Source organism: Pseudomonas sp. DP-17, assembly GCF_022380625.1.
GTDB classification, from domain to species: Bacteria; Pseudomonadota; Gammaproteobacteria; order Pseudomonadales; family Pseudomonadaceae; genus Pseudomonas; species Pseudomonas nitroreducens_A.
The window spans coordinates 192029-213985 of the sequence record NZ_JAKSXG010000014.1 but is presented as its reverse complement, the minus strand read 5'-3'; the positions used below and the strand labels follow the sequence as shown (position 1 = coordinate 213985).

Genomic DNA, 21957 nt, shown 5'->3' with positions numbered 1-21957 from the left:
CTACAGGCGGACTTCGGCTTCCCAATGAAAAGGCCCGGCATCAGGCCGGGCCTTCGTCATTTCAAAGAAACTCGAACGAGCTACCACTCGCGCGGCGCGATCAGCTCTTCGATATCGGCATCGAAACCGTAAGCGTCGGCGATGAAAGCGACGTCCCCGCCGATGCTGTCCCGGGCGGCCGTCTCGATCTCGCTGCCCTGATCCTCGAACTCCTCGCCCAATGCATTGAAGGCCAGAGTGGTTTCATGGGTCAGTGCGTACAGCGCCTCCAGGTCCGCCGGCGCCTGCGCCTCAATGGCCTCGCACAGCGCCACCAGCAGCTGCTGCCCCTTGGCGACCAGCTGCGGCGGGAAGTAGCTGTCGCGCACCATGTCGTCGAGGAAGCTGTACTGACTCAGCTTTTCATTCTTGATGGCCATGATCGTATTCGCTCCTTGAGTGATCCAGCGGTGTACCGGGCACGGCATCCTAAGGCGAAGCCGCAACCGATGCCACGCAGGACTCCCGCGCTGGCGACAGACATGAAAAAAGCCCGGCAACCAGCCGGGCCCTTTCACCTCAGCCGGGGATCAATTCGCGTGGATATCGTTGTCCTTGGTCTCCTTCAGGAACAGCAGCGAGCAGACCAGGCTCATCGCCGTTATCAGCACCGGGTACCACAGCCCGTAGAAGATGTTGCCGGTGTACACCACCAGGGCGAACGAGATGGTCGGCAGCAGCCCGCCGAACCAGCCGTTGCCGATGTGGTACGGCAGCGACAGCGAGGTGTAGCGGATGCGCGTCGGGAACAGCTCGACCATCAGCGCCGCCAGCGGGCCGTAGCAGCAGGTGGCAATGAAGATCAGCGCGACGATGATCGCCACCACCATCGGCCGGTTCACCAGCGAGGAGTCGGCCACGGTCGGGTAGCCGGCCTCCTTCACGGCAGCGCCCAGCGCGGCGGCATCGAAGCCCTCGATACGCTTCTCGCCCACGGTCACAACCAACTCGCTGCCGGCCGGCGCGGCCACCGAGCTGTAGGGCACGCCGCCCTTCACCAGCAGGGTCTTGGCCTTGTCGCAGGCGCTGTCGAATTTGGCCTTGCCCACCGGGTCGAACTGGAAGGTGCAGGTCGCCGGATCGGCCATTACCGTCACCGGAGCCTGGCGCGAGGCCGCGTCGATCTGCGGGTTGGCGTAGTGGGTCAGCGCCTTGAACAGCGGGAAGTACAGCACCGTGGCCAGCAGCAGGCCGGCGATCAGCACCGGCTTGCGACCGACCTTGTCCGACAGCCAGCCCATGACCACGAACAACGGCGCACCGATCACCAGGGAGATGATCAGCAGTCCGTTGGACAGCGCCGGGTCGACTTTCAGCACCTGGGTGAGGAAGAACATCACGTAGAACTGCGCGGCGTAGAAGGTCACCGCCTGGCCGGCGTTGATGCTGAACAGCGCGATCAGGACGATCTTCAGGTTGCTCCAGTTGGTGAAGGACTCCTTGAGCGGCGACTTGCTCACCTTGCCCTCGGCCTTCATCTTCAGGAACGCCGGCGACTCCTGCATGGACAGGCGAATCCAGGTGGAGATGCCCAGCAGTACGATGGAGATCAGGAAGGGCAGCCGCCAGCCCCAGGTCTCAAACTCCGGCCCGGTGATCTGCCGGCAGCCCCAGATCACCACCAGCGACAGCAGCAGGCCGCCGGTGGCGGTGCACTGGATCCAGCTGGTGTAGGCGCCGCGCTTGTGGTCCGGCGCGTGCTCGGCCACGTAGATCGCCGCGCCGCCGTACTCGCCGCCCAGCGCCAGGCCCTGCAGCAGGCGCAGCACGATGAGGATGATCGGCGCGGCCACGCCGATGGTGGCGTAGGCCGGCAGCAGCCCCACCGCGAAGGTCGACAGGCCCATCAGCAGGATGGTGACGAGGAAGGTGTACTTGCGCCCGATCATGTCCCCCAGGCGGCCGAACACCAGTGCGCCGAAGGGGCGGACGAGGAAGCCGGCGGCGAAGGCCAGCAGGGCGAAGATGAACGCGGTGGTGTCGTTGACCCCGGCGAAGAAATGCTTGGCGATGATTGCCGCCAGCGATCCGTAGAGGAAGAAGTCGTACCACTCGAACACCGTGCCGAGCGACGAGGCGAAGATCACCTTGCGCTCATCGCGGCGCGAGGTCGCGGGCCGCTCGTAGGAACTGGACTGCGCTACATCGGTCATTACGGGCTCTCCTGCCCCTTCTGGGGGCTTTTGTTTTTGTCAGCCTCGACTGCCACGGCTGTCACACCGCGCGATACCGTTGAGTTGCTACACGCCAAATAAAAAGTGGGCAGACGGGATCACCGTCACGCCACCGGAGCTTCCTCCTGTGTGCGCCCACTGGAAGGGATGACCTCCGCGCCGCGCGCGGGTTCGCTCAAAATCATCTGTGCGGCCTTCTCCGCGATCACCAGCACCGGCGAGCAGCTGTTGCCGGAGGTCAGGCTGGGCATGATCGAGGCATCGGCGATACGCAGGCCGGGAATGCCATGCACGCGCAACTGGCTGTCCACCACCGCACCCTCTCCCTGCCCCATGCGGCAGGTGCCGGCCGGGTGGAAGATGGTGGTGCCGATCTCGGCGGCGGCGCGGTGCAGGTCTTCTTCGGTCTGGTAATCCGGGCCGGGCTTGAACTCCACCGGCTGGTAGCGCGCGAGCGCGGGCGCAGCAGCGATGCGTCGAGTCAGGCGGATGGCATCGGCAGCCACGCGCAGGTCTTCCGGGTGGCTCAGGTAGTTGGGCTGGATCACCGGCTTGTCGCGCGGGTCCAGCGAGCGCAGCGTGACCGAGCCACGGCTCAATGGACGCAGGTCGCACACCGAAGCGGTGAACGCCGGGAAGCTGTGCAGCGGCTCGCCGAAGCGCTCCAGCGACAGCGGCTGCACGTGGTACTCGAGGTTGGCCGAGCGCTGGTTCGGATCGGACCTGGCGAACGCGCCCAGCTGGCTCGGGGCCATGGACAACGGGCCGCTGCGCTTGAGCAGGTACTCCAGGCCCATGCCCATCTTGCCCCACAGGGTGGAGGCGATCTGGTTCAGCGAGGGCGCGCCGTTCATGCGGTAGATCAGGCGCAGCTGCAGGTGGTCCTGCAGGTTGCCGCCCACGCCGGAAAGCTCATGGCGCACGCCGATGCCATGCTTCTCCAGCAGGTCGCGCGGGCCGATGCCGGAGCGTTGCAGCAGCACCGGCGTGTTGATCGCCCCCGCACAGAGAATCACCTCGCGCCGGGCTCGCAGCTCACGCCGCGCGCCCTGCCAGCTCACTTCCAGCCCGGTGGCGCGGCCGTTCTCGAGCAGCACGCGCAGGGCCTCGACATTGGTCAGCACGGTGAGATTGGGGCGGTTGGCGATGGGCCGCAGGAAGGCCTTCGACGCGTTCCAGCGCACACCGGAACGCTGGTTGACCTGGAAGTAGCCGCAGCCCTCGTTGTCGCCGCCGTTGAAGTCCTCAACCGGGCGCACACCAGACTGCGCCGCCGCCTCGCGGAAGGCATCGAGGATCGCCCAGGACAGGCGCTGCTTCTCCACCCGCCATTCACCACCCAAGCCGTGCAGCTCGCTCGCCCCGCCGAAGTGGTCCTCCATCTTCATGAACAGCGGCAGCAGGTCGTTCCAGCCCCAGCCTGGGTTGCCCTCGGCCGCCCAGCCGTCGTAGTCCAGCGCCTGGCCACGCATGTAGATCATGCCGTTGATCGAGGAACAGCCGCCGAGCGTGCGCCCCCGCGGGTACTTGATGGCGCGACCGTTCAGGCCCGGCACCTGTTCGGTGTCGAAACACCAGTCGGTGCGCGGGTTGCCGATGCAGTAGAGGTAGCCGACGGGAATGTGGATCCAGGGATAGTTGTCCGGGCCACCGGCTTCGAGCAGCAGCACGTGGTTGGCAGGGTCGGCGGACAGACGATTGGCCAGCAGGCAGCCGGCAGGGCCCGCGCCGACGATCAGGTAGTCATAAGCATCCAGTGCCTGGGGCATGGAGTAGTACCTCGTCGTGCTTGTTCTTTTTATCTGAAGACCGAGCCTAGTCGTTCGTTCGTGATAAAAGAACAGTCGTTTCGAGTCAGCTGCTGTGCGTTTTCTAACAACAAGGACCGCCGAGATGTTCGACTGGAATGACCTGCGCTACTTCCTGGAGCTGCACCGCAGCGGCCGCCTGCTGACCACCGCCAAGCGCCTGGGCACCACCCATGCCACGGTGGCACGGCATATCGAGAGCATCGAGCGCGACCTCGGCACCCAACTGTTCGCCCAGCACACCGGCGGCTACCAGCTCACCCCGGCTGGCCAGGCGCTGCTCAAGCACGCCGAGGCCATGGAGAACACCGCCCTGCTCGCCCAGGAAGAAATGAGCCAGGCCATCTCACCGCTGGGGCAGATCCGCATCGGCGTCACCGAAGGCCTGGGCACCATGTTCCTCGCTCCGCGCCTGGGCGAACTGATGCAGCGTTACCCCGGCCTGGAAGTGGAACTGGTGTCAGTGCCGCGCTTCGTCAGCATCACCAACCGCGAGGCGGACATCGCCATTACCCTGGAACGCCCCAGCGCCGACCTGGTCATCAGCCGCCTGCTCACCCGCTACCGCCTGAGCCTGTTCGCCAGCCCCGCCTACCTGGAAAAAGCCCCGCCCCTGCGCGACCGCGAAGACCTCAGCCAGCACCCGTGGATCGGCTACGTCGACGACCTGCTGTTCAGCCAGGAACTGCTGTTCCACCACAGCTTCTGCCGCCACCCGCAGGTGGTGTTCCGCAGCACCAGTGTGGTCGCCCAGCAACAGGCCGCCCAGGCCGGCATCGGCATCGCCATCCTCCCGCAGTACATGGGCCTGCACGACCCGCGGCTGGTGCCGGTGCTGCCGGAGGAATTCATCGAGCGCGAATACTGGATGTGCACCCGGCGCGAGCTGCACCGGTCGGTGCGGCTGAGATTGGTGTGGGATTTCCTGGTGGAAGTCTGTGGGCGCGAGCAGGGAATTCTGGTGGAAGGGAAAACCGGAGTACCCGCGTAGGGCGCATAAAGCGGAACGCTTTATCCGCCGACCAGACGACGGATAACGATTGGGGCGTATCCGCCCTACAGGGAATCAACTAGCAGCGCAGGATATGGCAAATGCTCGCCATTCCAGACTCATCAATATCAGGGAAGAATCATGAGCCTGGACTTTTTTCTGGAGGCCAGCAGCGATCTGTCCCTCGAGCTAATTGAAGGCACGCTGAACTCAATCGGCGTTCATGCAACCCAAGCACTGCCGAACGAACTGGAAGCAGTATTCGAGTCAGGGCTTTCCATATGCGTCAGTTATTCCTCCGACCCGAACATTCGCGCCGAAGATTCGAAAGGAATGTCTTTTGCTGTCGCGTTGCGAGGCTACCTGAGGATTAAGGGCGCTGAGCCGGACGGCCTCTCCCCGTTGGACGATCTGGACAGATTGATCACTGCAATTTCGAACCAAGCCACCGGACAATTCCTGGTCAGCTTCCAATATGAGTCGACGATTTACTGGAGAGACCGGAAGGAACTGCAGCGCAATATCTAGCAGCAAACGGGCTCAGGGGGCAGCAAACCTTTTCAGACGTCAAATTCAGCAACTGCTTGATTGACCGGATCATGGACATTTTCTAACGTCCTTCGCCATGGTGCTGAACACACCCTCGCGGCGGAATACATGCCCGTTAGCATGGAGCGTTACGTATAGGACGCCCAATCCATGTCCCTTTCCACACCCCAATCCCTTCACCGCGAAGAGCGACAAGCCCTGGCCCGGCGCCCATGGCCTGTCCGCCCAGCTGTGGAGCGAGACCACTCGTACCGACGAGATGATGGAATACAAGCTCTACCCGCGCCTGCTGAGCGTGGCCGAGCGCGCTTGGCATCGTGCCAGCTGGGAGCAGCACTACAAGGCGGGCCGCGAGTACAAGGGTGGCGAAACCCACTGGGTGGACACTAAAGCCCTGCAGCGCGACTGGGAACGCTTCGCCAACCTGATCGGCCAGCGTGAGCTGACCAAGCTCGACAAGGCCGGCGTCGGTTATCGCCTGCCAGTGCCGGGAGCGAAGGTGGTCAATGGCAAGCTGGAAGCCAACAGCGCCCTGCCCGGCCTGGGCATCGAATACTCCACTGATGGTGGTCGGCACTGGCGCCGCTATGAACAGACCGCGCAACCGGAGGTGGGCGACCCGGTGCAGGTCCGTTCCGTCAGTCCGGATGGCAAGCGTCATAGCCGGGAGGAACCGGTGGAGAGCTGAATCGGCCAGCTCTGCCGAAATAAGGAACACCCTGTGGCTTGGGCCATGGGGCGTTCTGTTTTCTGAGCCCCTGCTGCCAGAACCTCAGCGCAACTGGCTTGCAGAAACCAGCCTATTCAGGCCTGGCTCACTGGAGCATCGCTGCTCATGAACAGGCAAGCATTTCAAGCTGGCACTTCCGTTTTTCCTAGCCCTTCTGAAGCCGTACCTTTCAGACAACGGTACGCCTTCTGCCTTTGAAACAGAAACCGAGCAGCCAATTGCCTGAAACATCTGTTTTAGAGGGTCTGCCATAAATCAGTATTGCTGAACACAAGCTGAACGAACCATAACTTCGAAGTAGCAGGCGCCACCGTTTCGGGGGGGCCGTTCCTGACGGGAATTATCGAAGTTGAATGCTGTACAGCAAGACGATGCCGCGCCGCCGCAGGACAGCGGCCTCGAATGCCTGGTGACCCTGGCCCGCTTTCATAATATTGCCGCCAGCGCCGAGCAGTTGCGCCATGAGTTCGTCGGCGGTACCCAGACCTTCAATCGCGACCAGCTTCTCCTCGCCGCTCGCAAGCTCGGCCTGAAAGCCAAAGCTGTCGACACGCGCCCCGAGCGCCTGGCCCAAACCCCGTTGCCCGCCATCGCCGAGGCCGTCGATGGCACCTTCTTCATCCTCGCCCGCGTCGATCAGGGCCAGGCGCTGGTGCACATTCCTGGCAGTCCGCGTCCGCAGACGCTTTCGCTGGAGGACTTGGCCAGTCGCTGGGAGGGCCGGCTGATTCTGCTGCAATCCCAAGCCTCGATTACCGGTGAACTGGCGCGCTTCGACTTCACCTGGTTCATCCCCGCCATCGTCAAGTACCGCAAGCTGCTGGGCGAGGTGTTGTTGGCTTCGTTCTGCCTGCAGATTTTTGCTCTGCTCACGCCGCTGTTCTTCCAGGTGGTGATGGACAAAGTACTCGTGCACCGCAGCCTGTCCACGCTCAATGTGCTGTGTATCGGCTTGCTGGCGATCATGCTGTTCGAGACGGTGCTCAGCGGTTTGCGTACTTATGTGTTCGCCCATACCGCCAGTCGAATTGACGTGGAGCTGGGCTCGCGTCTGTACCGCCATCTGATCACCCTGCCCCTGGCCTACTTCCATGCGCGCCGGGTAGGCGACTCGGTGGCGCGAGTGCGCGAGCTGATTGGATCACATCCTTCGTCGATCTCGACCTAAACAAGTATCAGCACGTTGAGACAGGTGAACTATTCGGATACGCGACAACCATCACAGGAAACAACTTAAACAACACAATCATTGGAAACGGGACAAACAACGTACTTTCTGGCAATGCTGGAAACGCCACACTTAAAAGCACGCATGGAAACGACACTTATTTGTTCGGAAGAGGTTTCGATCAAGACACCGTCATAGAAAAATGGAGAGCAGACACGCTCATCCAGACAGACACTCTGCAATTTGGAAGCAGCATAACCGCAGATCAACTCTGGCTTTCCAAAGATAAGAATTCAGCCTACGGCCTATCGATAAAAATTATAGGCACAACCGACGAAGTGACCGTCAGTGACTTCCTAGCCCCAGTAAATGGCCGCACTATAGAACATTTAACAACCAATGATGGCAAGGTACTACTGGCAAGCAATGTAGACAAACTGATCGACGCCATGGCTGCATTCTCTCCACCAAGCTTGGGCCAGACAACACTTCCGGCGAACTACCAACAAGCGTTCTCCTCCGTAATAGCAGCTGCGTGGAGCTAACGCCAGATCCGGCGGCATCCTGAGGGCTGCCGCCCTTCCGCCACATATATAGAAGGTTATTTAAATGCCAAAAGTCAGCGTTATACTTCCCGTATACAACGGATCAGCTTATCTTGTCGAATGCATTGAGTCTCTGCTTCAGCAAAACTTCAAGGACTTCGAAATTTTGCTGATCGATGATTACTCTACTGATAATAGCCGCGACATCTGCGAAGCTTATAGCACTCGAGATAAGCGCATCCGTTTCTTCCAGAACTCTGTAAACCAAGGTACTGCCAGCACCACCAACTTAGGACATAGGTTAGCGCAAGGAAAATATATTGCACACGCAGACCAAGACGACATTTCGAAACCACAACGTCTAGCCGGACAAGTGGCTTTCCTTAACAGAAACCCTGAAATCTGCATGATAAGCGGGCAAATGCAAGCCTTTGGCTTGAAAAATGGCTCTCTCGGCATTCCACAGCAGGACCCCGAAATAAAGAGCAATTTTCTGCCGGCGATGCATAATTTATTCAACCCTACAGCAATGATCAGGAAGTCATTTCTGGAAGAGAATTCCTTGTACTTCAATCCAAACCAAAAGGGTGCAGCGGATTATGGCTTTTTTGTCAACGCAATGTGTAGTGGTGGTAAATTTGCCAATCTTCCAGAAGTGATACTTAGCTATCGCCTTCACGGTCAACAACAGTCAGGCGACAAGGCATTGCAAGCTATCACCAGCAGAATTCGTTCTCAGGTGATCAATGAGTTCTTCCCTGAACTCAATCAGTTGGAGGTTGCTCAAGTCGAACCCCTGCTCCGCTGGCTTGCCCCGCCCGCCTTGCATCGCTCGGACGTTGAAGCCGGTCTTGAACTGTTACCACGCCTTATGGCCGCCAAAATTTCAAAACATGGGGAGAGCCGCGAACAACGCAATGGCTTCCTGAAGGCTTGTCAACAGCGCTGGAGCGACGGACTCACGCAGCTGCAAACCAAAGCCTGAGTAGTCATCGCTTGCGGTACTTCAAGCCGAATCCAGAGCGTCTCTCCGGACCGACCTAGGTCCAAAGCAGTGAGTTTCCTCCTGAATGTGGTCCTGAGCCGTAATATCCAGCGTTGCGCGCTACGCCAATGGCAGCCACTGCAGTGGTGACCGGTGTGCAACACGTCAGGCCCGGACGTAAATCGGGGAGGACTAGAGGAGTTACTAGCGACGCCCCCTCTTTGACGTGAATGCCCCAATCCCTGCCGCAGGGCATCGTGCAAATACCACCGTACAGTAGAAGCGAGCTTGCTCGCGAACCCGCCCAACGCGGGAGCCATGGGGAAACGGTTCGCGAGCAAGCTCGCTCCTACAAGGGCAATAGCGGAGGCGTTACTCCGCGCGGGCCTGCTCGACCTTATCGGAAGCGGACCACAGGCGGTAGCGCACTTCGACGTCTTTCGGCGCGTAGACCACGATGGGCAGCTTGCTGTTGTAGCGCAGCACGAAGCCGTCACCGATCACGGGAACGAAGGCCTCGTGCTTCTTGCCGTCCGGACAGGCCATCATCGTGCTGGCCGGGCCGCTGACCTTGTCCAGGCGGTAGTAGGTGTAGCCCCAGCCTTCCAGGGTCTTCTCTTCCAGGGTGCCGCCCAGGCGCTGGCGGTTGCAGTCGACGGTCAGCGTCTTGCCGGCCAGGATCTCGACCTTGAAGTTCTCTTCATGGGCCTGCTTGGGCAGGTGGATGACCTGGCGGACGAAGCCGTCATCGGCCTTTGGGTAAGGCGCGACATCTTCGAGCTTGGCGGCGTTGGCCAGGGTGGCTGTGGCGCTGAGCAGCAGCGCAGTGGGCAGGGTGTAACGAGCGAACGGCATGAAGCCTCCTTGCAGAATTGAGGAACGAACGCGCCGCGAAGGTGCGTTCGTCCGAGCCTCTCTGACCGTTAGATTGTACGAATGCTCCTACGGCCATGCCCTGAGTTGTATCAAGCTACTTCGCCGCCCGTCTTGGCCTGTTGCTCCAGGTGCGCCTGCAGCTGCGGGTCGAGGTTGAGGTTGTAGGCCAGTTCGTCGAGGTAGGTCCGCTCGGCGTCCTGCTGGTCATCCACCAGCATCACGCTGACCAGGTACATCTCCGCTGCCACCGCAGGGTTGCCCTGGGCCGCGCGGGCGACATCGGCGGCGTCCAGCGGCTTGCGCATCTCGGCGTCGATCCACGCTTGCAGTTGTGGCTCGCCGGCATGGCGTTGCAGTTCGGCCTGGATGGCGGCCTGCTCACGCTGATCGATGCGGCCGTCCGCCTTGGCCGCCGCCAGCATGGCCTGGAGGATGGCGTGGCTGTGGGCTTCGGCTTCGGGGCCATCGAGCTGGTCGACAGTGGCCAGCGATTGTTGCTGCGAGGCATTGGCGTTCTGCTGGCGCTGCCAGTTCTGGTAAGCCTGGAACGCCATCATGCCCAGCGAGGCCAGCATGGCGTAATTGGTGCCGCCGCCAGAGCGGCCCTGCGGCATGCCGCCACCGCTGTTGCCGCCACCGAGCATGCTGCCGAGCACGCCACCCAGGCCGCCGAGCCCACCTCCACCGGCGCTGCCACCGCCGAGGATCGAGCCCAGCCCACCCAAGCCGCCACCACCGCCGGCTGCGCCGCCGCCCAGAAGCCCGCCGAGCAAGCCGCCCAGGCCACCCAGCGGATCTGCGCCACCGGCGCCGCCCTGTTGCTGTTGCGCCGGCGCGCCCTGTCCGGCCCGCAGCAGTTGTTCCAGTAGATCGGTTGTGTTCATGACCAGTCCCTCGCCATCGCGCGGTGTGCGTTGGGCAACGATAGTCCCGCCACACCGATGCGCCAGCGCCGTCCGCCGGCCGGCCCGGCATGCTCGGGACGCCCGGCGACGGAGACTGCCGCCCCGCGCCATCGGGAGCCAGACGAAGCGGTGCTGTGACGATCTTTATTCAGCGCTTGCGAGGGAGATCACGGGCTAGGCCGGAACAGCCTCCAGTGCCTTCTGCGCCTGGGCCTCCAGTTCCACCTTGAGGCCGGCGTCGAGGCTTAGCTGGCGGGCCAGTTCGTCGAGGTAGGCGCGCTCCATGAAATTGGTCTCGTCCACCATCAGCAGGCTCGCGAGATACATCTCGGCGGCCATTTCCTCGCTGCTGGCGGCGCGGGCGACTTCGGCAGGATCGAGCGGCTTGGCCAGCTCGCGGTCGAGCCAGCCCTGCAGCTCGAGGTCCCCGGTGAGCTTGGCGATCTCACCGTCGATCAGCTGGCGTTCGCGATCGTCGATATGCCCGTCGGCCTTCGCGGCCGCGACTATGGCCCGCAGGATGGCATGGCTGTGCTGCTCGGCCTGCGCCGGCGGCAGGCGGTCGACGGTCTGCGGCTCACCGCGCGGGGCACTGGCCTGCTTCTGCTGCCAATTGCCGTAGGCCTTGTAGGCGAGCACGCCGAGCGCCGCGAGACCGCCATAGGCGACGACCTTGCCGCCCACCTTGCGCGCCTTCTTGCTGCCCATCAGCAGACCCAGCGCGCCGGCGGCCAACGCACCGCCACCGGCGCCGGACAGCAGGCTGCCCAGGTCCAGGCCGCCCTTGCTGCTGCCCTGCGAGCTCTGGCCGCCGCCCTGTTGGGTGAGGCCCTTGTTCTGCATCAGTTCCTGCCCGGACTTGAGCAGTTGGTCGAGCAGGCCACGTGTGTTCATGGCGATCTCCGCTAGCTATCGAGATGAAAAGTCAGGCCTTCGACTCTAGCTCGCAGCCTTGTCACAGCGCAGGCGCAGAGTGCTTCCGGATATTGCGGGCCGATGCCCGCGGGGTGCACAGGACAAACAGGCCGCTTTCATTCGATTAAAAAGAATGCTCCTATAGATTTTCGATAATTGACAATGAAAAGCGCCCTGCCCGCTCTGGAGAGCGGCTCCCGGCGCTTTCCCGACTTCGCAAGCGGTTACCGCCCATGATGACGCTCCGCCAGATCCGCCACTTCATCGCCGTCGCCGAGACCGGCTCGATCTCCGCCGCTGCCCAGGCGGTGTTCATTTCCCAGTCCACCCTGACTTTGGCCATCCAGCAACTGGAAGAAGAGATTGGCGTGCGCCTGTTCGACCGCCACGCCAAGGGCATGACCCTGACGCACCAGGGCCACCAGTTCCTGCGCCAGGCGCACCTGATCCTGGCCACGGTGGAGAACGCCAAGCGCAGCCTGCAGCAGAGCACCGACCAGGTGGCGGGCAGCCTGACCATCGGGGTGACCAGCCTGGTGGCGGGCTATTACCTGGCGGACCTGATCAACCGTTTCCAGCGCGCCTACCCCAACGTCAAGACCCGCGTGGTGGAGGACGAACGCCCGTACATCGAGCACCTGCTGGTGAGCGGCGAGATCGATGTCGGCGTGCTGATCCTCTCCAACCTGGAAGACCGCCACGCCCTGCAGACCGAAGTACTGACCCACTCGCCGCACCGCCTCTGGCTACCGGCACAACACCCGCTGCTGGAGCGCGACAGCATCGCCCTGGCCGATGTGGCGGGCGAGCCATTGATTCAGCTGAACGCCGACGAGATGGGCCTGCACACCCAGCGCATCTGGTCGCGCGCCGGGCTGGTACCACAGGTGACGCTGCGCACCGCCTCGGTGGAAGCGGTGCGAAGCCTGGTGGCGGCCGGCCTGGGTCTGTCGATCCAGCCGGACATGACCTACCGCCCCTGGTCGCTGGAAGGGGACATCATCGAAGCGCGGCCGCTGGTGGACCTGTCCGAGCCGCTCGACGTGGGACTGGCGTGGCGTCGCGGTACCGCGCGTCCGGCACTGGTGGACCCGTTCCTCACCGTCGCCCGCGAGCAGCCCAACGCAAAACGCCTTTCGATCTAGAGGCTTACAGCGTTCTATTTAATCGAACGGCGCTTTCAGTAATTAGAATTTGTCGACCCCACGCCCGGACTCTAGTCTCTCGTCCCATACCAAAGGGCCAGGTTCCGGGCACCGCCCTACGCCGGAGCACGTACATGGCCCCCGAAAACAAGACAGATAAAAGACGAGTTTCCAAGATGACCGGCGCAACCCTGCATACCGCCTTGCTGATCGACGGCCAACTGGTCGCTGGCGAAGGCATGGCCGAGCCGATCATCAACCCGAGCACGGGCGAGACTATCGTCAGCATCGCCGACGGCTCCATCGATCAGGTCGAGCAAGCTATCGCTGCTGCCCATCGGGCCTTCCCCGCCTGGGCCCGCACTACGCCCGCGCAACGTTCCGCCGCGCTGCTGGCTATCGCCGACGCCATCGACAAGCGCGCGAGCGATCTCGCCCAACTGGAGTCGCTGAACTGCGGCAAGCCCCTGCATCTGGCGCGCCAGGACGATATCCCGGCCACCGCCGACGTGTTCCGCTTCTTCGCTGGCGCCGTGCGCTGCCAGCAGGGCCAACTGGCCGGGGAGTACGTGCCCGGTCACACCAGCATGGTGCGCCGCGACCCGGTGGGCGTGGTCGCCTCCATCGCGCCGTGGAACTACCCTCTGATGATGGCCGCGTGGAAGATCGCCCCGGCACTGGCCGCCGGCAACACCCTGGTGTTCAAGCCGTCCGAGCACACCCCGCTGAGCATCCTCGCCCTGGCGCCGGCCTTGACTGAAATCCTCCCCGCCGGCGTGATCAATATCGTCTGCGGCGGCGGCGAAGGCGTCGGCAGCCACCTGGTCAGCCACCCGAAGGTGCGCATGGTCTCGCTCACCGGCGACATCGTCACGGGGCAGAAGATTCTCCAGGCCGCCTCCCGCACCCTCAAACGCACCCATCTGGAGCTGGGCGGCAAGGCGCCGGTGATCGTCTGCAACGACGCCGACCTCGAAGCCGTGGTCCAGGGCGTGCGTACCCACGGTTACTACAACGCCGGGCAGGACTGCACCGCCGCCTGCCGCATCTATGCCCAGGCCGGCATCCATGACCGCCTCGTCGCCGAACTGGGCGACGCCGTGGCCAGCATCCGCTTCGCCCGCAAGCGCGACGCCGACAACGAGATCAGCCCGCTGATCAGCGCCCGCCAGCGCGACCGCGTGGCCAGCTTCGTCGAACGCGCCCTCGGCCAGCCGCACATCGAACGCGTCACCGGCGCCGCTGTGCATTCGGGCCCCGGCTTCTACTACCAGCCGACCCTGCTGGCCGGCTGCAAGCAGCAGGACGAGATCGTCCAGCGCGAGGTGTTCGGCCCGGTGGTCACCGTGACCCGCTTCGACCAGTTGGAACAGGCGGTGGACTGGGCCAACGACTCCGAATACGGCCTGGCCTCCTCGGTGTGGACGCAGAACCTGGACAAGGCTTTCCAGATCGCCAACCGCCTGCAATACGGCTGCACCTGGATCAACACCCATTTCATGCTCGCCAGCGAGATGCCCCACGGCGGGCTCAAGCGCTCGGGCTACGGCAAGGATTTGTCCAGCGACTCGCTGCAGGACTACAGCGTGGTGCGCCACATCATGGCGCGCCACGGCCAGCAACTGGATTGAACCGTCCGGCGGCATCGCCCGCCGGCCTATAAGAAACGCCCCGACGCCAAGCCGTCAGAGGGCTGTTGCTCGATTGAACTGCCCCACCAATAGAGACAACAACGAGAGGGAGACACCCGATGCGCAAGACTGCACTGCTCAGTGCCATCACCACCGCCCTGCTGGCCAGCGCCGGCGTCCAGGCCGCCGAGGCCCTGAAGGAAGTCGGCAACGGCGAAGGCCGCCTGGACATCATCGCCTGGCCCGGCTACATCGAGCGCGGCCAGTCCGACAAGAACTACGACTGGGTTACCCAGTTCGAGAAGGACACCGGCTGCCAGGTCAACGTGAAGACCGCCGCCACCTCCGATGAAATGGTCAGCCTGATGGCCAAGGGTGGCTACGACCTGGTCACCGCATCCGGCGACGCCTCCCTGCGCCTGATCTACGGCAAGCGCGTGCAGCCCATCGATCCGTCGTTGATCCCCAACTGGAAGAACATCGACCCGCGCCTGAAGGACGCCGCCTGGTACGTGGTCAACGGCAAGACCTACGGCGCGCCGTACCAGTGGGGCCCGAACCTGCTGATGTACAACACCAAGGTCTTCCCCACCGCGCCGGACAGCTGGAAGGTCGTGTTCGAAGCGCAGAACCTGCCCGATGGCAAGCCGAACAAGGGCCGCGTGCAGGCCTACGACGGCCCGATCTATGTCGCCGATGCCGCGCTGTACCTCAAGGCCACCCAGCCGGAGCTGGGCATCACCGATCCGTACCAGCTCGACGAGAAGCAATACGCCGCCGTCGTCGACCTGCTGCGCAAGCAGCATGACCTGATCCACCGCTACTGGCACGACACCACCGTGCAGATGAGCGACTTCAAGAACGAAGGTGTCGCCGCTTCCGGCGCCTGGCCCTACCAGGCCAACGCCCTGAAGGCCGAAGGTCAACCGATCGGCACCGTGTTCCCGAAGGAAGGCGTCACCGGCTGGGCCGACACCACCATGCTGCACGCCGAAGCCCAGCACCCGAGTTGCGCCTACAAGTGGCTGAACTGGTCGCTGGAGCCCAAGGTACAGGGCGACGTGGCGGCCTGGTTCGGCTCGGTGCCGGCCGTGCCGGAAGGCTGCAAGGCCAGCACCCTGCTGGGCGGCGAAGGCTGCGCCACCAACGGCTACAACCAGTTCGACAAGATCGCGTTCTGGAAGACCCCGGTGGCCGAGGGCGGCAAGTTCGTCCCCTACAGCCGCTGGACCCAGGATTACATCGGGATCATGGGCGGCCGCTAAGGCAGGGATTTCCCCCGAGCGCCTGACAGCTCCCTCTCCCTTCAGGGGGGGACGCCTAGTCAGAGGGTTGGGGAGAGGGAATCCAGGCTCCGTGCCTGAGGCCAGCCCTCTCCCCCTGCCCCTCTCCCTGAAGGGAGAGGGGAGCCAGTCCCGCGCAACGCCTACCCACGAACCACATCCGTACCGATTCACCCGTATCTCAGATTCACGGGCAGGGCTCCCCTACGCCGGATTCCTGCCCCTTGGAGCGTGCACCATGACCACTCCCGCTGTTCAATTCACCCAGGTCTCCCGCCAGTTCGGCGACGTCAAGGCCGTTGACCGGGTGTCCATCGACATCAAGGACGGCGAGTTCTTCTCCATGCTCGGCCCGTCGGGTTCGGGCAAGACCACCTGCCTGCGCCTGATCGCCGGCTTCGAGCAACCCACCGCAGGCTCCATCCGCATCCATGGCGAGGAGGCCGCGGGCCTTCCGCCCTACCAGCGCGACGTCAACACCGTGTTCCAGGATTACGCGCTGTTCCCGCACATGAGCGTGCTGGAGAACGTCGCCTACGGCCTCAAGGTGAAAGGCATCGGCAAGGCCGAACGCCTCAAGCGCGCCGAAGAAGCCCTGGCCATGGTTGCCCTGGGTGGCTACGGCGTGCGCAAGCCGGTGCAGCTCTCCGGTGGCCAGCGCCAGCGCGTGGCCCTGGCCCGCGCCCTGGTGAACCGTCCGCGCGTGCTGTTGCTGGACGAACCCCTCGGCGCCCTCGACCTCAAGCTGCGCGAGCAGATGCAGAGCGAGCTGAAGAAGCTGCAGCGCCAACTGGGCATTACCTTCATCTTCGTCACCCATGACCAGAGCGAAGCGCTGTCCATGTCCGACCGCGTCGCCGTGTTCAACAAGGGCCGCATCGAACAGGTCGACACCCCGCGCAACCTCTACATGAAGCCGGCCACGCCGTTCGTGGCCGAGTTCGTCGGTACCTCCAACGTGCTGCGTGGCGACATTGCCCAGAACCTCACCGGCAACGCCCAGCCCTTCTCCATCCGTCCCGAGCACATCCGTTTCGCCCACGGCGAGCGCAGCGCCTCGGATATCGAGATCAGCGGCCTGCTGCACGACATCCAGTACCAGGGCGCGGCGACCCGCTACGAGATCCGTCTGGATAATGGCCAGAACCTCTGCCTCAGCCAGGCCAACAGCCAGTGGGCCGACGTCGACCTCGCCCACCAGCCGGGCCAGCGCGTGACCGCTCGCTGGGCGCGCGAGGCGATGGTGGTGCTGAACGAGGGCGCGTGACATGGAACTGACGATGAACGCACCGGTACCGCAGGCCAGCAATGGCCCGCTGCGGCGCCTGTCCAACCTGCTCTACCGCAAGCCGACGCTGTACCTCTCGCTGCTGCTGATCCCGCCGCTGCTGTGGTTCGGCGCGATCTACCTGGGCTCGCTGCTGACGCTGCTGTGGCAAGGCTTCTATACCTTCGACGACTTCACCATGACGGTGACGCCGGACCTGACCTGGGCCAACTTCGGCTCGCTGTTCAGTGGCTCCAACTTCGACATCATCCAGCGCACCGTGCTGATGGCGGTCGCGGTCTCCATCGCCAGCGGCGCGGTGGCCTTCCCCATCGCCTACTACATGGCGCGCTACACCACCGGCAAGACCAAGGCTTTCTTCTACATCGCCGTGATGATGCCGATGTGGGCCAGCTACATCGTCAAGGCCTATGCCTGGACCCTGCTGCTGGCCAAGGGCGGCGTAGCCATGTGGTTCGTCCAGCACCTGGGCCTGGAGCCCGTGCTGAACCTGCTGCTGGGCATTCCGGGGATCGGTGGCAACACCCTGTCCACCTCCAGCTTCGGGCGCTTCCTGGTGTTCGTGTACATCTGGCTGCCGTTCATGATCCTGCCGATCCAGGCTTCCCTGGAGCGCCTGCCGCCGTCACTGCTGCAAGCCTCGGCGGACCTCGGCGCGCACCCGCGGCAGACGTTCCTCCAGGTCATCCTGCCGCTGTCGATCCCCGGCATCGCCGCCGGCTCGATCTTCACCTTCAGCCTGACCCTGGGCGACTTCATCGTGCCGCAGCTGGTGGGCCCGCCGGGCTACTTCATCGGCAGCATGGTCTACGCCCAGCAGGGCGCGATCGGCAACATGCCGATGGCCGCCGCCTTCACCCTGGTGCCCATCGTGCTGATCGCGGTCTATCTCTCCATCGTCAAACGTCTGGGGGCCTTCGATGCACTCTGAGAAAGCATCCTGGGGGCTCAAAGCAGCTGCCTGGGGCGGGCTGGTGTTCCTGCACTTCCCGATCCTGATCATCTTCCTGTACGCCTTCAACACCGAGGACGCGGCCTTCAGCTTCCCGCCCAAGGGCTTCACCCTGCACTGGTTCAGCGTCGCCTTCGCGCGCCAGGACGTGCTCGAAGCCATCGAGCTGTCGGTGAAGATCGCCAGCATCGCCACGCTGATCGCCATGCTGCTGGGCACCCTGGCCGCGGCCGCGCTGTACCGCCGCGACTTCTTCGGCAAGGAAGGCATCTCGCTGATGCTGATCCTGCCGATCGCCCTGCCCGGCATCATCACCGGTATCGCGCTGCTGTCGGCGTTCAAGACCCTCGGCATCGAGCCGGGCTTCCTGACCATCGTCATCGGCCACGCCACCTTCTGCGTGGTGATCGTCTACAACAACGTCATCGCGCGCTTCCGCCGCACCTCGCACAGCCTCATCGAAGCCTCGATGGACCTGGGCGCCGACGGCTGGCAGACCTTCCGCTACGTGATCCTGCCCAACCTCGGCTCGGCGCTGCTGGCCGGCGGCATGCTGGCATTCGCGCTGTCCTTCGACGAAATCATCGTCACCACCTTCACCGCCGGCCATGAACGCACCCTGCCGATCTGGCTGCTCAACCAGCTGGGCCGCCCGCGCGACGTGCCGGTGACCAACGTGGTGGCGATGCTGGTGATGATCGTGACCATGCTGCCGATCCTCGGCGCCTACTACCTGACCAAGGGTGGCGAGGGCGTGGCGGGGAGCGGGAAATAACCTGGGTGCCGTGCGGCCCTCTCCCTAACCCTGGCTGCGCGCCCCGCTCCGAAGGGAGAGGGGACTGGATCGGCGCAGGAGGAAACCACAGTTTCAGCCGGCACGAACTGCTCCCTCTCCCTTCAGGGAGAGGGCGGGGGAGAGGGAAAAGCCCCCACTCCGAACTCACAGAACCCCTCAGGCCCGCCGGCCCCCAGGACCGGCAGGCCCCCAAGAAGAAACACCCCAACCGAATTGGCACCACGCTTCTGAACAAGAGGACCCAACCATGCAAACCCACCTGCTGATCAACGGCCAACTGGTCGCTGGCGAAGGCGAGAAGCTCGCCGTCCTGAACCCATCCCTGGGCACCACCCTGGTGGAAATCGCCGAGGCCACCCCGGCCCAGGTCGATGCCGCCGTGCTGGCCGCCGACGCAGCCTTCGACAGCTGGTCGCAGACCGCGCCGAAAGACCGCGCCATGCTCCTGCTGCAACTGGCCGACGCCATCGACGCCAACGCCGAGGAACTGGCCCGCCTGGAGTCCAACAACTGCGGCAAGCCCTACTCCGCCGCGCTGAATGACGAACTGCCGGCCGTGGCCGACGTGTTCCGCTTCTTCGCCGGCGCCTGCCGCGTGATGCAAGGCTCCGCCGCTGGCGAATACCTGCCGGGCCACACCTCGATGATCCGTCGCGACCCGGTGGGCGTGGTCGCCTCCATCGCGCCGTGGAACTACCCGCTGATGATGGTCGCGTGGAAACTCGGCCCGGCCCTGGCCGCCGGTAACACCGTGGTGCTCAAGCCCTCCGAGCAGACCCCGCTGACCGCCCTGCGGCTGGCGCAGCTGATGGCCGGCATCTTCCCCGCCGGCGTGGTCAACCTGGTCTTCGGCCGTGGCCCGACCGTGGGCGAGCCGCTGACCACCCACCCGAAAGTGCGCATGGTGTCCCTGACCGGCTCGGTCGCCACCGGCAGCCGCATCATCGCCGGCACCGCCGATACCGTGAAGCGCATGCACATGGAACTGGGCGGCAAGGCCCCGGTACTGATCTTCGACGACGCCGACATCGACGCCGCCGTGGAAGGCATCCGCACCTTCGGCTTCTACAACGCCGGCCAGGATTGCACCGCCGCCTGCCGCATCTACGCGCAGAAGGGCATCTACGCCAAGTTCGTCGAGAAGCTCGGCGCCGCCGTGGCCAGCATCCAGTACGGCGAGCAGGACGACCCGAACACCGAACTGGGCCCGGTCATCACCGAGCAGCACCTGGAGCGCGTGATCGGCTTCGTCGAGCGCGCCCGCCAGGTTCCGCACATCGAAGTCGTGACCGGCGGCAAGCGTGCCGACCGTGCGGGCTTCTTCTTCGAGCCGACCGTACTGGCCGGCGCCCGCCAGGACGACGAAGTGGTCCGCCGCGAAATCTTCGGCCCGGTGGTCTCGGTCACCGAGTTCGAGGACGAAGCACAGGCGCTGGCCTGGGCCAACGACTCCGACTACGGCCTGGCCTCCTCGGTGTGGACCCGTGACATCGGCCGCGCCCATCGCCTGTCCGCCCGCCTGCAGTACGGCTGCACCTGGGTCAACACGCACTTCATGCTGACCACCGAGATGCCCCACGGCGGCATGAAGCTGTCGGGCTATGGCAAGGACATGTCCATGTATGGCCTGGAGGACTACACCGCGATCCGCCACGTGATGATCAAGCACTGATCTGACAGCGGTCTGCAGGTCCCGGCGCCGTGCCCTGCATGGCGCCGCACTTACCGGCCATCCGGCCGACAACCCGCGGGCACGCCCGCAACGGAGGCAAGCATGCGTCACCTCGTCAGAGCGTTCTACCTGCTGTCGCTGTTCACCTTTGCCGGCCTCGTACAGGCCGCAGAGTCGCCAAAACAGATAGTCGATGCCTACATGGCCGCATGGAACGCCCACGACGCCGAGAAGGCCGCCGGCTACCTGGCCAAGGATGCGGAGTACTTCGACGTCACCGTCGGCACTCCGCAGAAAGGCCGCGAGGCCGCACGCGACAATGTGATCAAGGTGTTCGTGGGGGCCGTTCCGGACCTGAAATGGAAGATGAACGGCAAGCCGATAGTCGACAAGGACGGCATCGCCTTCCAGTGGACCTTCAGCGGCACCAACACCGGCGCCTGGGATGCCCAGACCCCGGCGACCAACAAGCCGCTGTCGTTCGACGGCGTGAGCTACGTGAAGGTCAAGGACGGCAAGATCGTCTACCAGGGCGACTACTACGACGCCCTGGGCCTGCACAAGCAGCTCGGTTGGTAAGCGTTTCGTAGGAGCGGACTCCGTCCGCGATCGGTCCGCCATCGCTGGGGATCCTCGCGGGTGAATGTGCACCTACGCTGCCGGGAGGCCATTGCAGGATGGGTGGAGCGCAGCGATACCCCTGCGGTTTACGCGAAGAACGATGGGTATCGCTTCGCTCCATACCATCCTACGCCCCGCCCGCGACTGAAGCCGCACCGCTGGAAAGCGGCTGACATAAGAAAAATCCAAGCCCTCGCCTACCCCTGCCCTCCTCCGCCACTGCAGTGTCCCAACCCATGCCAACCACACTCGAACCACGGCCCGCCAAGGCCGAAGAAAGCTCCAGCCCCCGCTCCACCATCGACCAGGTCAAGCAGCTGATCGCCGACCTCAACGAGCGCTGGACGCAGATCAGCAAGGTCTCCGAAGTCATCAAGCAGATCGCCAGGAACACCAACCTGGTCGCTCTGAATGCCGCCATCGAAGCCGCCCGCGCCGGGGAAAGCGGGCGCGGCTTCGCGGTGGTCGCCGACGAGGTGCGCCGCCTGGCCACCCAGTCGGCCAACGCCACCGCCGACATCGGCAATGTCGTCGCCTCGATCAGGAGCGAGAGCGCTCGCGCCCTGGCCGACGTCGAACAGGCCGAGCAGTCAAGCCTGCTGGACACCGCCCGCGTTGTGCTCGCCAGCGAGACCCAGCGCCTGGAAGCACGCTTCGCCGTGATGGCCACCGCGCTCTATGGCCTGAAGCACTTCATCCTCGGCATGAAGAGCCGCAACCTCGGTCCGCAGCGTGAGCAGATCGACGCGGTGATGCACGAATACCTGACCCGTAACCCCGAGCTGCTGGCCTTCGCCTGCGCTTGCGAGCCCAACGCCTTCGACGGCCGCGACCGCGAATTCATCGACTCCCCCGGCCACGACGCCAGCGGCCGGCTCATGGCT

The 21957-nt window shown here is 63.9% G+C and carries 19 protein-coding genes and 2 pseudogenes; 15 read left to right on the top strand and 6 right to left on the bottom strand.

The window, feature by feature from the left end; genetic code table 11:
• Window positions 1-80: 80 nt before the first annotated feature.
• From MJ122_RS23115 to MJ122_RS23105, 3 genes are all read right to left on the bottom strand, one after another.
• On the bottom strand, window positions 81-419 hold the full coding sequence (locus MJ122_RS23115; protein ID WP_239746154.1) for a DUF5713 family protein: 339 nt from the start codon (window positions 417-419) through the stop codon (window positions 81-83).
• Between the two features lie 150 nt (window positions 420-569).
• Window positions 570-2192 carry an MFS transporter gene (locus MJ122_RS23110; RefSeq protein WP_239746153.1) on the bottom strand — a complete coding sequence of 541 codons (1623 nt, stop codon included), beginning with the start codon at window positions 2190-2192 and terminating at the stop codon, window positions 570-572.
• Window positions 2193-2317: 125 nt separating this feature from the next.
• A complete protein-coding gene (locus MJ122_RS23105; RefSeq protein ID WP_239746152.1) occupies window positions 2318-3982 on the bottom strand; it encodes a GMC family oxidoreductase in 1665 nt (554 codons plus the stop codon).
• A 124-nt stretch (window positions 3983-4106) separates the two neighbouring features.
• Here MJ122_RS23105 and MJ122_RS23100 point away from each other — a divergent pair, with 124 nt between their 5' ends.
• The 6 genes and pseudogenes from MJ122_RS23100 to MJ122_RS23075 all read left to right on the top strand — a co-directional run bounded on the left by MJ122_RS23100 (window position 4107) and on the right by MJ122_RS23075 (window position 8989).
• The gene (locus MJ122_RS23100; RefSeq protein ID WP_239746151.1) at window positions 4107-5012 is read left to right on the top strand and encodes a LysR family transcriptional regulator; all 906 of its coding nucleotides are present in this window, start codon (window positions 4107-4109) and stop codon (window positions 5010-5012) included.
• A 141-nt stretch (window positions 5013-5153) separates the two neighbouring features.
• Window positions 5154-5540, top strand: coding sequence for a hypothetical protein (locus MJ122_RS23095; RefSeq protein WP_239746150.1), 387 nt, complete (start codon window positions 5154-5156; stop codon window positions 5538-5540).
• A gap of 97 nt (window positions 5541-5637) precedes the next feature.
• Entirely contained in the window at window positions 5638-6249 is a 612-nt protein-coding gene (locus MJ122_RS23090; RefSeq protein WP_275590783.1) for a chitobiase/beta-hexosaminidase C-terminal domain-containing protein, read from the top strand.
• 391 nt (window positions 6250-6640) lie between these two features.
• Window positions 6641-7426 (top strand): annotated as a pseudogene (locus MJ122_RS23085) (ABC transporter transmembrane domain-containing protein); the annotation flags it as partial.
• A gap of 194 nt (window positions 7427-7620) precedes the next feature.
• A complete protein-coding gene (locus tag MJ122_RS23080; RefSeq protein WP_239746148.1) occupies window positions 7621-8004 on the top strand; it encodes a calcium-binding protein in 384 nt (127 codons plus the stop codon).
• Between the two features lie 64 nt (window positions 8005-8068).
• Complete coding sequence (locus tag MJ122_RS23075) at window positions 8069-8989, top strand: glycosyltransferase family A protein (protein ID WP_239746147.1); 921 nt, start codon at window positions 8069-8071, stop codon at window positions 8987-8989.
• 372 nt (window positions 8990-9361) lie between these two features.
• On the opposite strand, the gene eco is transcribed toward MJ122_RS23075, so the two are convergent.
• From eco to MJ122_RS23060, 3 genes are all read right to left on the bottom strand, one after another.
• A complete protein-coding gene (eco, locus tag MJ122_RS23070; RefSeq protein WP_239746146.1) occupies window positions 9362-9844 on the bottom strand; it encodes a serine protease inhibitor ecotin in 483 nt (160 codons plus the stop codon).
• 110 nt (window positions 9845-9954) lie between these two features.
• Complete coding sequence (locus MJ122_RS23065) at window positions 9955-10749, bottom strand: tellurite resistance TerB family protein (protein WP_239746145.1); 795 nt, start codon at window positions 10747-10749, stop codon at window positions 9955-9957.
• Window positions 10750-10944: 195 nt separating this feature from the next.
• Window positions 10945-11664: a tellurite resistance TerB family protein gene (locus MJ122_RS23060; protein WP_239746144.1), complete on the bottom strand. Its 720-nt coding sequence runs from the start codon at window positions 11662-11664 to the stop codon at window positions 10945-10947.
• Window positions 11665-11918: 254 nt separating this feature from the next.
• Here MJ122_RS23060 and MJ122_RS23055 point away from each other — a divergent pair, with 254 nt between their 5' ends.
• The 9 genes and pseudogenes from MJ122_RS23055 to MJ122_RS23015 form a co-directional block, all read left to right on the top strand.
• Window positions 11919-12830, top strand: a complete 912-nt coding sequence (locus tag MJ122_RS23055) for a LysR family transcriptional regulator (RefSeq protein WP_088417886.1) — start codon at window positions 11919-11921, stop codon at window positions 12828-12830.
• Between the two features lie 134 nt (window positions 12831-12964).
• Window positions 12965-14461, top strand: a complete 1497-nt coding sequence (locus tag MJ122_RS23050; RefSeq protein ID WP_088417885.1) for a gamma-aminobutyraldehyde dehydrogenase — start codon at window positions 12965-12967, stop codon at window positions 14459-14461.
• Window positions 14462-14580: 119 nt separating this feature from the next.
• Window positions 14581-15726, top strand: coding sequence for a putative ABC transporter substrate-binding protein YdcS (gene ydcS / locus MJ122_RS23045; RefSeq protein ID WP_239746143.1), 1146 nt, complete (start codon window positions 14581-14583; stop codon window positions 15724-15726).
• A 256-nt stretch (window positions 15727-15982) separates the two neighbouring features.
• On the top strand, window positions 15983-17011 hold the full coding sequence (locus tag MJ122_RS23040) for an ABC transporter ATP-binding protein (protein WP_239746142.1): 1029 nt from the start codon (window positions 15983-15985) through the stop codon (window positions 17009-17011).
• 13 nt (window positions 17012-17024) lie between these two features.
• Entirely contained in the window at window positions 17025-17963 is a 939-nt protein-coding gene (locus MJ122_RS23035) for an ABC transporter permease (RefSeq protein ID WP_088418237.1), read from the top strand.
• Window positions 17953-18759: an ABC transporter permease gene (locus MJ122_RS23030; RefSeq protein WP_017521096.1), complete on the top strand. Its 807-nt coding sequence runs from the start codon at window positions 17953-17955 to the stop codon at window positions 18757-18759. Before MJ122_RS23035 ends, MJ122_RS23030 begins: the two co-directional genes overlap by 11 nt.
• Before the next feature lie 268 nt (window positions 18760-19027).
• On the top strand, window positions 19028-20452 hold the full coding sequence (locus tag MJ122_RS23025) for a gamma-aminobutyraldehyde dehydrogenase (RefSeq protein WP_239746141.1): 1425 nt from the start codon (window positions 19028-19030) through the stop codon (window positions 20450-20452).
• Window positions 20453-20554: 102 nt separating this feature from the next.
• A complete protein-coding gene (locus MJ122_RS23020) occupies window positions 20555-21031 on the top strand; it encodes an ester cyclase (protein ID WP_017521094.1) in 477 nt (158 codons plus the stop codon).
• Between the two features lie 278 nt (window positions 21032-21309).
• Window positions 21310-21660: pseudogene (locus tag MJ122_RS23015) on the top strand (methyl-accepting chemotaxis protein); the annotation flags it as partial.
• Window positions 21661-21957 lie beyond the last annotated feature (297 nt).

Excerpts from the sequence above, each read along its gene's own strand:
- MJ122_RS23115 (WP_239746154.1), bottom strand. The coding sequence starts at position 419 with ATGGCCATCAAGAATGAAAAGCTGAGTCAGTACAGCTTCCTCGACGAC.
- MJ122_RS23110 (WP_239746153.1), bottom strand. The coding sequence starts at position 2,192 with ATGACCGATGTAGCGCAGTCCAGTTCCTACGAGCGGCCCGCGACCTCG.
- MJ122_RS23105 (WP_239746152.1), bottom strand. The coding sequence starts at position 3,982 with ATGCCCCAGGCACTGGATGCTTATGACTACCTGATCGTCGGCGCGGGC.
- MJ122_RS23100 (WP_239746151.1), top strand. The coding sequence starts at position 4,107 with ATGTTCGACTGGAATGACCTGCGCTACTTCCTGGAGCTGCACCGCAGC.
- MJ122_RS23095 (WP_239746150.1), top strand. The coding sequence starts at position 5,154 with ATGAGCCTGGACTTTTTTCTGGAGGCCAGCAGCGATCTGTCCCTCGAG.
- MJ122_RS23090 (WP_275590783.1), top strand. The coding sequence starts at position 5,638 with ATGGTGCTGAACACACCCTCGCGGCGGAATACATGCCCGTTAGCATGG.
- MJ122_RS23075 (WP_239746147.1), top strand. The coding sequence starts at position 8,069 with ATGCCAAAAGTCAGCGTTATACTTCCCGTATACAACGGATCAGCTTAT.
- eco (WP_239746146.1), bottom strand. The coding sequence starts at position 9,844 with ATGCCGTTCGCTCGTTACACCCTGCCCACTGCGCTGCTGCTCAGCGCC.
- MJ122_RS23065 (WP_239746145.1), bottom strand. The coding sequence starts at position 10,749 with ATGAACACAACCGATCTACTGGAACAACTGCTGCGGGCCGGACAGGGC.
- MJ122_RS23060 (WP_239746144.1), bottom strand. The coding sequence starts at position 11,664 with ATGAACACACGTGGCCTGCTCGACCAACTGCTCAAGTCCGGGCAGGAA.
- MJ122_RS23055 (WP_088417886.1), top strand. The coding sequence starts at position 11,919 with ATGATGACGCTCCGCCAGATCCGCCACTTCATCGCCGTCGCCGAGACC.
- MJ122_RS23050 (WP_088417885.1), top strand. The coding sequence starts at position 12,965 with ATGGCCCCCGAAAACAAGACAGATAAAAGACGAGTTTCCAAGATGACC.
- ydcS (WP_239746143.1), top strand. The coding sequence starts at position 14,581 with ATGCGCAAGACTGCACTGCTCAGTGCCATCACCACCGCCCTGCTGGCC.
- MJ122_RS23040 (WP_239746142.1), top strand. The coding sequence starts at position 15,983 with ATGACCACTCCCGCTGTTCAATTCACCCAGGTCTCCCGCCAGTTCGGC.
- MJ122_RS23035 (WP_088418237.1), top strand. The coding sequence starts at position 17,025 with ATGAACGCACCGGTACCGCAGGCCAGCAATGGCCCGCTGCGGCGCCTG.
- MJ122_RS23030 (WP_017521096.1), top strand. The coding sequence starts at position 17,953 with ATGCACTCTGAGAAAGCATCCTGGGGGCTCAAAGCAGCTGCCTGGGGC.
- MJ122_RS23025 (WP_239746141.1), top strand. The coding sequence starts at position 19,028 with ATGCAAACCCACCTGCTGATCAACGGCCAACTGGTCGCTGGCGAAGGC.
- MJ122_RS23020 (WP_017521094.1), top strand. The coding sequence starts at position 20,555 with ATGCGTCACCTCGTCAGAGCGTTCTACCTGCTGTCGCTGTTCACCTTT.